Origin of the sequence: Streptomyces barringtoniae (assembly GCF_020819595.1) — a bacterium.
Classification (GTDB): domain Bacteria; phylum Actinomycetota; class Actinomycetes; order Streptomycetales; family Streptomycetaceae; genus Streptomyces; species Streptomyces barringtoniae.
Map to the genome: position 1 here is coordinate 26,015 of NZ_JAJHNP010000009.1, position 13,254 is coordinate 39,268.

General features: G+C 73.4%; 9 protein-coding genes. 5 read left to right on the forward strand and 4 right to left on the reverse strand.

The features are described from left to right. Positions 1-7: 7 nt before the first annotated feature. Positions 8-97, reverse strand: a complete 90-nt coding sequence (gene kdpF / locus LMU33_RS17595; protein ID WP_037770757.1) for a K(+)-transporting ATPase subunit F — start codon at positions 95-97, stop codon at positions 8-10. A 258-nt stretch (positions 98-355) separates the two neighbouring features. Then, the gene (locus tag LMU33_RS17600) at positions 356-2,194 is read right to left on the reverse strand and encodes an APC family permease (protein WP_228621334.1); all 1,839 of its coding nucleotides are present in this window, start codon (positions 2,192-2,194) and stop codon (positions 356-358) included. Positions 2,195-2,430: 236 nt separating this feature from the next. Between LMU33_RS17600 and LMU33_RS17605 the strand changes: the two genes are divergently transcribed. After that, entirely contained in the window at positions 2,431-2,763 is a 333-nt protein-coding gene (locus LMU33_RS17605; protein ID WP_308280790.1) for a hypothetical protein, read from the forward strand. Positions 2,764-2,833: 70 nt separating this feature from the next. Here LMU33_RS17605 and LMU33_RS17610 read toward each other — a convergent pair whose 3' ends face one another. After that, positions 2,834-5,332 carry an ATP-binding protein gene (locus LMU33_RS17610; protein ID WP_228621335.1) on the reverse strand — a complete coding sequence of 833 codons (2,499 nt, stop codon included), beginning with the start codon at positions 5,330-5,332 and terminating at the stop codon, positions 2,834-2,836. A 232-nt stretch (positions 5,333-5,564) separates the two neighbouring features. Here LMU33_RS17610 and LMU33_RS17615 point away from each other — a divergent pair, with 232 nt between their 5' ends. The 4 genes from LMU33_RS17615 (at position 5,565) to LMU33_RS17630 (ending at position 12,169) form a co-directional block, all read left to right on the forward strand. Then, complete coding sequence (locus tag LMU33_RS17615; protein WP_228621336.1) at positions 5,565-7,142, forward strand: Na+/H+ antiporter; 1,578 nt, start codon at positions 5,565-5,567, stop codon at positions 7,140-7,142. Positions 7,143-7,409: 267 nt separating this feature from the next. Beyond that, on the forward strand, positions 7,410-9,368 hold the full coding sequence (locus tag LMU33_RS17620) for an APC family permease (protein ID WP_228621337.1): 1,959 nt from the start codon (positions 7,410-7,412) through the stop codon (positions 9,366-9,368). 114 nt (positions 9,369-9,482) lie between these two features. Then, positions 9,483-10,001 (forward strand): hypothetical protein, encoded by a 519-nt coding sequence (locus LMU33_RS17625; RefSeq protein WP_228621338.1) that lies wholly within the window; start codon positions 9,483-9,485, stop codon positions 9,999-10,001. Positions 10,002-10,120: 119 nt separating this feature from the next. After that, a complete protein-coding gene (locus LMU33_RS17630) occupies positions 10,121-12,169 on the forward strand; it encodes an NAD(+) synthase (RefSeq protein ID WP_228621693.1) in 2,049 nt (682 codons plus the stop codon). A 25-nt stretch (positions 12,170-12,194) separates the two neighbouring features. Here the strand turns inward: LMU33_RS17630 and LMU33_RS17635 are convergent, their stop codons facing one another. Then, positions 12,195-13,211 (reverse strand): hypothetical protein, encoded by a 1,017-nt coding sequence (locus tag LMU33_RS17635; RefSeq protein ID WP_308280791.1) that lies wholly within the window; start codon positions 13,209-13,211, stop codon positions 12,195-12,197. Positions 13,212-13,254 lie beyond the last annotated feature (43 nt).

Genomic DNA, 13,254 nt, shown 5'->3' on the forward strand with positions numbered 1-13,254 from the left:
TCGTGTCTCAGAACCTCTCCGGGAAGATCAGGGCGAGGACGAGATAGCCCAGCAGGGCGACGGCCACGACCAGGCCGACGACGTTCTCGACGGTCACAGCTTCGTCACCCCCTTGGCGACGAGTGCCACCAGCGCGAAACCCGCGAGCACGGTGACGACGAAGGCCAGATCGGCCATCGCGAACTCCTGGAGTGAGGTTCGGTTGAAACGGACGTGTACGAGGAAAGCGCCTGTCCGGCCTGATCCGGTCGCCCGTTGACGACCCTCTTACGGCCACGCTCACGGCTTTGACGGGTCTCTTACGACCCCTGATCCGTACCGGTGGGCAGCCCGCCGTGACGGTCGGTGCCCCGGCTCACAGCCGGAACCGCAGCCGGCAGATCACCGCGTCCGTCTCCCGCCGCACGGCGTGCGCGACGACCGCGCCCCGCTGGTTCTGCAGCAGCCGCTGCCACAGCCGCTCCGGCTCCGCCTCCGGGATCAGCACGGTGACCCGGGTGCCGGGCTCGGCGGCGGCCACCTCACGGACGTACGCGGCGATGGGGCGGCCCAGGCTGCGCCGCGTGCAGGACAGCCGCACCAGGGGCACACCGGGGTCCCACTCGGCCCAGGACCGCTCCAGGGCGTGCAGCTGGGCCCGGTCCTCGGGGTCCGGGTAGCAGACGGTCACCGCACGGACCTCGTCGCCGAGGGAGGCGGCCGCCGTCAGGGCCTCCGAGGTCAGCCGGGACAGGCCGGCCACGGGGACGACGACCAGCGAGCGCTCGCGGTGCGGGGCCTCGGGTATGCGGCCGAGCCCGAGCCGCTCGCCGATCCGGCCGTAGGCGCGGTGCACGGTGGTGAAGCCCAGCACCAGCAACGGCAGAGCGACGACGATCAGCCAGGCGCCCTCGGTGAACCTGCTCGCCGTGACCACGACGGTCGCGACCCCGGTCAGCACCGCCCCGAAGCCGTTCAGCAGCGCCTTCCCCCGCCGGCCCGGGCCCCGCTCCAGGCGCCAGTGCCGGACCATGCCGATCTGGGCGATCGTGAAGCCGACGAACACACCGATGGCGAACATCGGCACCAGGGTGTTGGCGTCGCCGCCGGAGAAGACCAGTAGCGCGGCCGAGACCACGGCGAGCGCCAGAACGCCGTGCCGGTGCACCTGGCGGTCGGCCTTCAGGGCGAAGACGTGCGGCGCGTAGTTGTCGCGGGCGAGCAGCTTCAGCAGCACCGGCAGCCCGCCGAAGGAGGTGTTCGCGGACAGCGCCAGCAGGACCATCGTCGCGAACTGGATGACGTAGAAAGCCCAGTTGTGGCCGAGGGAGGCGTCCGCGAGCTGGGCGAGGACCGTGACGCCCTCGACCGGCTGCAGGTGGAAGCGGCCGATCAGCACCGCCAGGCCGATCAGCATCAGTGCGAGTACGGCGCCCAGGGCGACCTCCGCGCGCTGGGCCCGGCGGGCCCGCGGGACGCGGAAGGAGGGGACGGCGTTGGCGATGGCCTCGACGCCGGTCAGGGCGGAACACCCGGAGGCGAAGGCTTTGAGCAGGAGCAGGACACCGACGCTCGTGGCGTTGTCCGCGACGACCGAGGCATGCCCGGCCGTGGTGGCCGTACTCGCCGGAGCCGACCGCAGCAGGCCCGCCACGATCAGTACGAAGATCGCGCCCACGAAGACGGCCGTCGGCACGATGAACGCCTTCGCCGACTCCACGATCCCCCGCAGGTTCACCCCGGTGACCAGCGCGAGCACGGCCAGGCACAGCCACAGCCGGTCGTCGTACAGGGCGGGGAAGGCGGAGGTCAGGGCCGCCACGCCGGCCGTGACGGCGACGGCGACGTTGAGGACGTAGTCCAGCACCAGCGAGGCGGCGGCCACCAGGCTGGTCCGCGCCCCCAGGTGCGTCTTCGCCACGGCGTAGGAGCCGCCGCCGTCCGGGAAGGCCGCGATCACCTGCCGGTAGGAGGCCACCAGCACCGCCAGGAGGGCCGCGATGGCCAGCGTCACCGGCAGCGTGAAGCCCAGCCCGTGCGCGCCCGCCGCGGCCAGGACCAGCACGATCGCCTCGGGGCCGTACGCCACCGACGCCATCGCGTCCAGGGAGAGCGCCGCGAGCCCCGTGACGGCGGTCAGCCGGTGGCGTTCGCCGGTATCGGGCGGCTCCTCGCCGGCGGGGACGGCATCCGGCTCGGTGGTCAGGACGGACATGGCGCGTGCTCCTATCGTGCTGCGACCGCGCGCGGGGACTGAAGTGCGCGCGGGTGCACCCAGGTTGTGTCCCCTTCCCACCGCGTCCGACCGGTCCTTGCGGCATCTTCGCGCCCGACCGGCCCGCCTTGACGCGATCTTGACGGGTACGGCCTGATCGACTGGGGGTCCGGCCGGATCGCCCTGTGGCGCGCCGCGCCGTGGCTCGCCCTCTCCGGGCTGCTCCTCGTCGTGCTGTGTCCCGCCCGGGTGTCCGCGGGCGGGAACTGGCCGGCCTCGCGCCGGCTGGTGCGCGAGCACCGGGTGCGGACGGTCTGCTGGTGTCGGTCCGCTGCCTGGACGGCGTCTCCCCACGGCTCGTGCTGCGGGACGCGAGGGGCGGCCGCGTCGGGATCGACCCCCACGTCCTGGTACGCAACCCGCAGTTGTGGTTCCGCCCGGACGAGGGTGCGCGGAAGGCCGCCGCCGACGGCTCGCTGCGGTGCGGCACGACCGCCCTGGGCGGCCTCGCCCGGCGCGTGGACCGCGAGACCGCCCATGCCGTGTTCCGGGTCTCCGGCCTGGAGTGAGCCGTGCGGGGCCCGGACCGGACCGGGCAGCCGCCACGTCCGCGCTGCCGGGAACCGGGGGCGGCTCCCGTCAGGCGCCTCCCATGCTCTGCTCGGTCGGTTCGGCGCCCGCCGGGTGTGCCGCGAAGGGCAGCGACACCACCATGGTGAGGCCGCCGCCGGGGGTGTCCTCGGGGCCGAGAGTGCCGTTCATCGCCTCGGTCAGTCCGCGCGCCAGGGCGAGGCCGAGGCCCAGGCCCGTGGTGTTGTCGGTGTCGCCGAGCCGCTGGAAGGGCTCGAAGAGCCGCTCCCGCCCGTCGGCGGGCAGCCCGGGCCCCCGGTCCACCACCCGCAGCTCCACCCGGCCCGCCAGGGCACTCGCGGTGACCAGCACCCTCTTCCCGGGCGGGGTGTGCCGGGCGGCGTTGCCGACCAGGTTGGCGATCACCCGCTCCAGCAGCGGCGGGTCGGCCAGCACCGCCGGCATGTCCTCCACGTCCGCCACCTCGACCGCCGGCACGTCCGCCAGCGCCATGGGCAGCACCTCCTCCAAGGAGGTGGCCCGCAGGTTCAGGGTGAGCGCGCCGGCCTCCAGACGGCTGAGGTCGAGCAGGTTCTCCACCAGGCGGTTGAGCTTGGCCATGGACTCGTCGGCGGTGGCGAGGAGCTCGTCGCGGTCCTCCTCGCAGAAGGCGACGTCCCGGCTGCGCAGGGAGGTGACGGCGGCCCACCCGGCGGCCAGCGGCGTGCGCAGGTCGTGGCCGACGGCCCGCAGCAGCGCCGTACGCAGCCGGTCGGCGGCCCTCACCGGCTCCACCTCGGCCGCCGCCTCGGCCAGCCGGGCCCGCTCCACCGCGGAGCCCACGTGCGCGGCGAACGCGGCGAGCACCCGCCGCTCGGAGGAGGAGGGGGTGCGGCCGCGCAGGACCAGGAAGGCGCCGGGGCCGGCGGGTACGGCCGTCACCCCTGCCGCCGCGTCGGGCGGCTCGTCCACCAGGTCCGCCGACTCCATGCCGAAGGTCTCCCGGGTCCGCTCCAGCAGGGCCGGGATGGTCGCCTCACCGCGCACGATGCTGCCGGCCAGGGACGACATGGTCTCCGCCTCGGCCGTCGCCCGGGCGGAGCGGCGCGACAGGCGCAGGGACCGGTCGACGACGGCGGCGACCGTGGCCGCGACGACCGCGAACACCGCCAGGGCGAGCAGGGCGTTCGGGTCGTCCAGCGTGAAGGCGCCGATGGGCGGGATGAACCAGTAGTTGAGCAGCAGGGACGCCGTCACCGACGCGATCACCGCGGAGGCGACCCCGCCTATGCAGGCCACGCCCACCACGGCGAGCAGGAACAGCAGGGCCTCGCTGGTCAGGTTCAGCGTGCCCCGCAGCTGGGCGAGGACGGCGGTGAGGAGGACCGGCAGCACCAGACCGGCCACCGGGCCCGCGATCAGCCGGGCCGTCGAGAGCGTGCGGCGCCGGGAGGGGAGCAGGGTGCCGCGCCCGGCACGCTCATGCGTGACCCGGTGCACGTCGATGTCGCCGGACAGCTCGGTCACGGTCTCCCCCGTGCCGGGCCCGGTCAGGAACCGGGCCAGCCGCCCCCGCCTGCTGGTACCCAGCACCAGCTGGGTGGCGTTCTCGGCGCGGGCGAACTCCACCAGCGCGGTCGCGACGTCGTCGCCGACGACCGAGTGGTAGCTGCCGCCGAGGTCCTCCACGAGCCGGCGCTGCCTGGCCAGCGAGGCGTGCGAGACGCCGTCGGCGAGGCCGTCGCTGCGGGCCACGTGCACGGCCAGCAGATCGCCGCCGGCGGACCGGTCCGCGATGCGGGCGGCCCGCCGTACCAGCGTGTCGCCCTCCGGGCCGCCGGTCAGCGCGACCACCACCCGCTCCCGGGTCTCCCACACCCGCCCGATCCCGTGCTGCGAGCGGTACTCCTGCAGCGCCTCGTCCACCCGGTCGGCCGTCCACAGCAGCGCCAGCTGCCGCAGGGCCGTCAGGTTGCCGGGCCGGAAGTAGTTGGCCAGCGCGGCGTCGATCTTCTCCGGGGTGTAGATGTTCCCGTGCGCCATGCGCCGGCGCAGCCCCTCGGGCGGCATGTCCACCAGCTCGATCTGCCCGGCCCGCCGTACCACCTCGTCCGGCACCGTCTCGTGCTGCGGCACCCCGGTGATCTTCTCGACGACGTCGTTGAGGGACTCCAGGTGCTGGACGTTCAGCGCGCTGATCACGTCGATGCCGGCGTCGAGCAGGGCCTCGATGTCCTGCCAGCGCTTGGCGTTGCGGCCGTCGCCGGGGACGTTGCTGTGGGCGAACTCGTCCACGATCGCCACCTGCGGGCGGCGGGCGAGGACCGCGGCGAGGTCCATCTCCTCGAAGCCGCCGCCGCGATAGGTGCAGGCCAGGCGCGGGACGGTCTCCAGGCCGTCGAGCATCGCCTCGGTGCGCGGACGCCCGTGGCACTCCGCGAACCCCACCACCACGTCCGCCCCCCGCGCGGCACGGCGGCGCCCCTCGTCGAGCATCCGGTAGGTCTTGCCGACCCCGGGGGCCGCCCCGAGGTAGACCTTCAGTCGTCCGGGCCGTACGTCACTCATCGCCGCCGACGCGCTCCGCTCGCCATCCAACTCCCCTTCGCGGGAGGGTTCCTGCTCCCAAGGAAGCCGCTCCGGGGGGCGGCCGGCGCGCGTGTTAGCGGTTCCTTGGCGCCGGTCCGGTGGACCTTGACACTGTCTTGACGTGACCTGGCCCGATAGGGTGAGGGCTGGTGTGCCGGGAAGTCTGGTCGGCCGGGAGCCGGAGCGGCTTCCGCAATTCCAGGGGGACGGCATGCGCAGCGTCGGTACGGTTCTCGCCCTCGTGGTCCTCGCCACGGTGGTCGCCACCTTCGCGCGCCGCTGGCGCATCCCCGCCCCCTCCCTGCTCGTGGTCGCCGGTCTCGCGGTGGCGCTGCTGCCGGGCACCCCGCAGATCCAGATCAGCCCCCAGATCATCGGCCTCGTCGTCCTCCCGCCCCTGCTGTACGCGAGCGCCGAGGACATGCCCTGGCGGGAGTTGCGGGCGGTGTGGAAGCCGGTCGGGATCCTCGCCATCGGCCTGGTGCTGGCCTCCGCGGCGGCCGTCGCCGCCGTGGCGGTGCTGGTCACTCCCCTGTCCTGGCAGATGGCGTTCGTGCTGGGCGCGGTGCTGGCCAGCACCGACCCGGTGGCGGTGACCGCGCTCGGCCGCCGGCTCGCCCTGCCGCCCCGGGTCCAGGTGCTCGTCCAGGCGGAGAGCCTGTTCAACGACGCGACCTCCCTGGTGCTCGTCCGGGTGGCGGCGGGCATCGCCGTCGCCGCGGCCGCCGCCGACTGGGGCTCGGCGAGCGGCGAGTTCTTCCTGCTCGCGGGCGGCGGCACGGTGATCGGGGCGGCCGTGGCCGGTGTGGTCGCCCTGATCCGGCGCCGCACCGAGGACCCGGTGCTGGAGACGGTGATCGCCCTGGTCACCCCGTACGCCGCCTATCTGCTGGCCGAGGTCGCGCACACCTCCGGGGTGACGTCCTGCGTGGTGGCCGGGGTGGTGCTGGGCGGCCGGGGCGACCGGCTGACCAACGCCCGCATACGGCTCCAGCTGCACGCGGTGTACGGCACGGTGGTGTTCCTCCTGGAGAGCGTCGTCTTCAGCCTGATAGGGCTGGCCCTGCCCTCCCAGGTACGGGCCCTGGCGGACGGCGACCGTGCCTGGCCGCTGTACGCCCTCGCCGTCGCCGCCACCCTCGTCGCCGTACGTCTGCTGTGGCTGGCGCCCCTGTCGGCGGTGGTGCAGCGCAAGGGCGGGGCCGGCCGCCTGAACTGGCGGGTGCCGGTGGTGCTGACCTGGGCGGGCACCCGCGGGGTGATGCCGCTGGCCGCCGCGCTGTCCATACCCGAGGTCATGAAGGACGGCGGCCCGCTCGCCGACCGGCCGCTGGTCCTGGTCCTGACCACCTCGGTCGTGGTGGTCACCCTGGTCGTCCAGGGCTTCACCCTCGCCCCGGTCGTCCGCGCCTCCGGCATCGCCCTGGAGCCCGCCCACACCGCGCGCGAGGAGGCCGAGGCCCGCTCCCGGCTCGCCCACGCCGGCCTCGCCCGCCTGGAGGAGCTCGCCGAGCTGGAGGTCGTACCGGACGTCGTCCTGGACCGGCTGCGCCGCGGCCTGAACGCCCGCCTCGACGACGCCCGCGACCGCCTCGCCCGGAGCAACGGCACCGAGGGCGTGGCCACCGAGTCCGCCGACCGGGTCTACCGCCAGCTGCGGCGCGACCTGATCGCCGTGGAGACCGGCGAACTGCAGCGGCTGTACGACGCGCATGCGATCAGCGACACGACGCGGCGGCGGCTGCAGCGGGCCTTGGACCTCGAGGAGGCCCGGCTGACCGATGCGTGAGCGCTCCCGGCTCCGTTGCTCGGTCGAACTCCGCCGGCCTCGGGCGCAGGCCCGGGCCTCGGCTCCCCCGTACGGCGTAATCGCCCGCCGCGCAGGGGGACGCCTCGACCCCGGTGTCCGGCCAGCGCTCGCCGCGCCGGTCCTCGCACAGGCCCGACAGGCCGACGGCATGACCCATGGGCCCGTGCGGCGCGGTCTGCTTACGCTGGTGGCGCCGTCGCGTGATGGCCGGAACCTCACGCTGAGCCGCACGTCGGGAGCACGCCGATGGCCACGTCCGAACACGCTCCGCACACCGGCCGGCTGCGCGCCTGGATGCTGGAGGGCCTGTCCGACATGGGCAAGGCCGGGGGCCACACCGGCCCGCACGCCGAGCCCGAGCCCCCGCACAAGGGCCAGCGCTGGTACCGGGTGATGTGCCTGACGGGTGTCGACTACTTCTCGACCCTCGGCTACCAGCCCGGCATCGCGGCCCTGGCGGCCGGTCTGCTCTCCCCGGTCGCCACCCTGGTCCTCGTCGCCGTCACCCTCGCCGGCGCCCTCCCCGTCTACCGCAGGGTGGCCGAGGAGAGCCCGCACGGCGAGGGGTCCATCGCCATGCTGGAGCGGCTGCTGTCCTTCTGGAAGGGCAAGCTGTTCGTCCTGACACTGCTGGGCTTCGCCGCCACCGACTTCCTGATCACCATCACCCTGTCGGCCGCCGACGCCTCCACCCACCTGATCGAGAACCCGCACCTGACGAGCACCCTGCACGGCCTGCAGATGCTGATCACGCTGTTGCTCGTGGCCCTGCTGGGCGCGGTGTTCCTCAAGGGCTTCCTGGAGGCGATCGGCGTCGCGTTCGCCCTGGTGGTGGTCTATCTCGCCCTGAACGCGGTGGTCGTGGTGGTCGGCCTGTGGCACGTGCTCACCGCCGGGCACCTGGTCACCGACTGGACCAGCGCCCTGACCGCCGAGCACGGCAACGCCCTGGCCATGATCGGGGTGTCCCTGCTGGTCTTCCCCAAGCTCGCGCTCGGCCTGTCCGGCTTCGAGACCGGCGTCGCCGTCATGCCCCACGTCCAGGGCGACCCGGACGACACCGAGGAGAAGCCGAAGGGCCGGATCCGGGACACGAAGAAGCTGCTCACCACGGCCGCGCTGATCATGAGCGTCTTCCTGATCACGACCAGTTTCATCACCACGGTGCTCATCCCGGAGAACGAGTTCAAGCCCGGCGGCCAGGCCAACGGCCGCGCGCTCGCCTACCTCGCGCACGAGTACCTCGGCGGCGCCTTCGGCACGGTCTACGACGTCTCGACCATCGCGATCCTGTGGTTCGCCGGCGCCTCGGCCATGGCCGGTCTGCTGAACCTGATGCCGCGCTATCTGCCCCGCTACGGCATGGCCCCGCAGTGGGCCCGTGCCGTGCGCCCGATGGTCATCGTCTTCACCCTGGTCGCCTTCCTGGTCACCTGGCTCTTCGACGCCAACGTCGACAAGCAGGGCGGCGCCTACGCCACCGGCGTGCTGGTCCTGATGTCCTCCGCGGCGATCGCCGTGACCATCGCCTCCCACCGGGCCGGCCAACGCGGCTGGACCGCCGGCTTCGGCGCCGTCTTTGCGGTCCTGCTCTACGTGACCGTGGCGAACGTCGTCGAACGCCCGGACGGCGTGAAGATCGGCGCCTGCTTCATCGTCGGCATCATGCTCGTCTCCTTCCTCTCCCGGCTGGCCCGCGCCTTCGAGCTGCGCGTCACGCACATCGAGCTCGACGACATGGCGGAACGGTTCATCCGGGACATGTCGCACCGCCGCATCCGTTTCATCGCCAACAAGCCCGGCCGGCGCGACAAGGCCGAGTACCGCGACAAGGTCGAGCAGATCAGGGCCGACAACGACATCCCGTCCTCGGAGGACTTCGTCTTCGTCGAGGTCACGGTCACCGACCCCTCCGAGTTCGAGGCCGGCCTGGCCGTGCGCGGCGAGGTCCTGCACGGCCGCTACCGCGTGCTGACCCTGGATTCCTCCTCCATCCCCAACGCCCTGGCCGCGCTCCTCCTGCACGCCCGCGACGCCACCGGCTGCACTCCGCACATCTACTTCGAGTGGACCGAGGGCAACCCCTTCGCCAACTTCCTGCGCTTCTTCCTCTTCGGCCAGGGCGAGGTCGCCCCGGTCACCCGCGAGGTCCTGCGCGAGGCCGAACCGAACCGGCCCCTGCGCCCCCGCGTGCACACCGGCTGAAGCCGCCGGGGACCGGGGCGTCCGCGTCAGGATTCCGTCAAGATGCACCCGTACGGCGCTAGGACGCCGTATGCAGCGGCGCCGCACCCCGCACAGCCGCCTAGCGTCGGCCCCATGCGACGGAGCGGACCGCCAGGCTCGGCCGGCGACCGCCACTGGCGCGGCAGCGCCCGGCTGGCGCTCACCTGCGCCCTGACCTTCTGCGCCCTGTGCTTCCTGGTCGACTGGGACGCGGGCAGCCTGACCCCCCTGCGCGCCCTGCTCTGGATCACCCTGTCGGCCGCGGTGTGCGCAGTCCTGATCCCCCAGCGGGTCACCGCGGGCCCCGGCTGGCTCGCGGTCCGCACGCCCTGGCGCCGGCACGTGGTCCGTACGGACGCCCTGGTCTCCGTACGGCAGTACGACGGCGTCTCCTCCCACCTGGTCCTGCGGGACGTCCACGGCCACCGCCTGGAACTCGACACCCGCATCCTCGCGGCCAACCCCCTGCTCTGGCACGAACTCGACACCGGCGTCCGCCGCTCCCTGGAACGCGGAACCCTGCGCCGCGGTGCGGAAGTCCTTCACCGCCTGGGTCACCGCATCGACGACGAGACGGTGCAGGCGGTGCTCAGGGCCTCGGGCCTCTCCTGACTCCTGGCCGCGGTTTCAGCCGGCTGCCGTGGCTGCCCCGGACTGACCGGGGCCCGCGCACGGCGGGGATCTAGGCTTCCTTCTGTACGAGATTCGCTTCGGCTGTGAGGGACGCCGCGTTGAACTTCTGGTCGATCTATCAGCATGGCTTCGCCCGCGTCGCCGCGTGCACGGGCCACACCGTCATCGCCGACCCGCCCGCCAACGCCGAGGCGGTCCTGCGCCACGCCCGCCGGTGCGCCGAGGAGGGCGTCGCCGTCGCCGTGTTCCCCGAGCTGTGCCTGTCCGGGTACGCGATCGACGACCTGCTGCTGCAGGACGCCATGCTCGACGACGTCGAGACGGCGCTCGCCACGATCGTCGCCGAGTCGGCGGACCTGCTGCCGGTGCTGGTCGTCGGCGCCCCGCTGCGCCACCGCGATGTGATCTACAACTGCGCGGTGATCGTGCACCGCGGCCGGATCCTCGGCGTCGTACCGAAGTCGTACCCGCCGAACTACCGGGAGTTCTACGAGCGCCGGCAGATCGCCGCGGGCGACGGCGAGCGCGGCGGAACGATCCGGCTGGGCGGTGCGCACGTGCCGTTCGGCGTGGACCTGCTCTTCGCGGCGGCGGACGTGCCCGGGCTCGTGCTGCACGCGGAGATCTGCGAGGACATGTGGGTGCCGGTGCCGCCGAGCGCGGAGGCGGCGCTGGCCGGGGCGACCGTCCTGGTCAACCTCTCGGGCAGCCCGATCACGGTCGGCCGGGCCGAGGACCGCAAGCTGCTGTGCCGCTCGGCGTCCTCCCGCTGCCTCGCCGCGTACGTCTACGCGGCGGCCGGCCTCGGCGAGTCGACCACCGACCTGTCCTGGGACGGCCAGACCCTGATCTACGAGAACGGGGTGCTGCTGGCCGAGACCGAACGCTTCCCGCTGGGCGAGCAGTACGCGATGGCCGACGTGGACCTCGACCTGCTGCGGCAGGAGCGGCAGCGGACGGGCACGTTCGGCGAGAACCGCCGCACCCATGCCGCGCGCACCGGCGACTTCCGGACCGTCTCCTTCGAACTCGCCCCGCCCACCACCGCCGACCTGGGCCTGCGCCGCCGCGTGGAGCGCTTCCCCTTCGTCCCGGCCGACGCCGAACGGCTCGCCCTGGACTGCTACGAGGCGTACAACATCCAGGTCGCGGGGTTGCAGCAGCGGCTCGCGTCGATCGGCGGCCCCAAGGTCGTCATCGGCGTCTCCGGCGGCCTGGACTCCACGCACGCGCTGATCGTCGCCGCCCGGGCGATGGACCGCGCCGGGCGCCCGCGCAGCGACATCCTGGCCTTCACCCTGCCCGGCTTCGCCACCAGCGACCACACCAAGGACAACGCCCACCGGCTGATGCGGGCCCTCGGCGTCACCGCGGCCGAGCTGGACATCACGCCGACCGCACGGCTGATGCTGAAGGAGATCGGCCACCCCTTCGCCTCCGGCGAGCCGGTGTACGACGTCACCTTCGAGAACGTCCAGGCGGGCCTGCGCACCGACTACCTGTTCCGCCTCGCCAACCAGCGCGGCGGCATCGTGCTCGGCACCGGCGACCTCTCCGAGCTGGCGCTCGGCTGGTCGACGTACGGCGTCGGCGACCAGATGAGCCACTACAACGTCAACTCCGGCGTGCCGAAGACGCTGATCCAGCACCTCATCCGCTGGGTCGTCGGCAGCGAGCAGTTCGACGAGGAGACCGGCAAGATCCTCACCGCGATCCTCGACACCGAGATCAGCCCCGAGCTGGTGCCCGGCGAGGAGATGCAGTCCACCGAGTCGAAGATCGGCCCGTACGCGCTGCACGACTTCACCCTCTTCCACGTGCTGCGCTACGGCTTCCGCCCCTCGAAGATCGCCTTCCTCGCCTGGCACGCCTGGCACGACCGGGAGAACGGCGCCTGGCCCCCCGGCTTCCCGGAGGCCGAGCGCGGCACCTACGACCTGGCGCAGATCCGGCACTGGCTGGAGGTCTTCATCCGCCGCTTCTTCGCCTTCTCCCAGTTCAAACGCTCGGCCATGCCGAACGGCCCGAAGGTCTCGGCGGGCGGCTCCCTCTCACCGCGCGGCGACTGGCGGGCTCCGTCGGACGGGACGGCGCAGGCGTGGTTGCGGGATCTGGAACGCTTCAACTCGGCGGAGACGGAGGCGTAGCCGCCCCGAAAGGGGCGCGGGGGGCTCAGGCCCGCACCGCTGAAAGCGCACGAAGGATGCGTGCGAGGTCGTCCGGTGCGGCAGCGAGCCGTACGGGCGTACCCGCGTCGTCGAGTTCGGCGATGTGCCAGCTGCGCGGAACGAGGTCACCCTCCTCCCCCCGCGGCCGCCGCACGGCCCGAACGGTGAGCCGTCCCACCGGGATCCGCTTCGCAGCGAACCTCCCCGGCCCCGCGTGGGGCGTCACCGCGGGCTCGCCGGCGCCGAGCACGATGTGGGTACCGAAGCCGTGCGGGTTGTAGTCGGTGTGCTCCAGAAAACGCGCCGACAGGAACACCTCGCCGTCCGCGGGGAGTTCGGGCGCCGTGGACCGGCCGGGCGTGCGGATCCGCGTCGCCCGCCACGCCCAGCCGGACAGCGCCACGCTGACCAGCGCGCCCACCGCCCACCAGGCGAGCGTGGCCGTCGAGCCGAACAGGGACACGGGGTGCCGGTAGCACAGCGGCAAGAGCCACACCGCCGTGCCGAGGAGCGGGACGAGGAACGGCAGCGCGGACGGCGGGGCCTCGCCCTCGGGCAGCCGGCGCCCGCGCGCCCGCAGCAGCAGCCGGGCTCCCGGCCAGCCCGCGGCCAGCGCACACAGGGCCGCGACCACCGCCTGGCTGCCGCCGGTGGCCACATGCTCGTGCCAGACGTACCGCGCCCCGGCGACCTTCATCACCTGGCCCCGCCACACGGTCAGCCGGACCCGGTCACCGGCCTCGAAGGCCTCGGCGGCGTCGTACGACACCCACATCCGGGGCGTCGGGCGGCCCCCGGCGAAGTACAGGCGGCCGCCCTGCTTGGGCGAGCGCGGATCGGTGCGCTCGATCACGGCCGGGAGGGTGCGCAGACAGTCGTTCCCGCGCGCACCGGAGGCGCAGGGCCGGGCCGCGTGCCAGGCCCGCTCCTCCGCGGTGACCGCCGGCACGAACCAGGCGGCCGCCCCCGCGCACACCAGCAGCAGCGCGCAGACCGCCAGTTGACCAACCCTGCTCCTCATGCCCGGGATTGTCGCAGCGCCGGGCAGGCCGCTCTTGTACCGG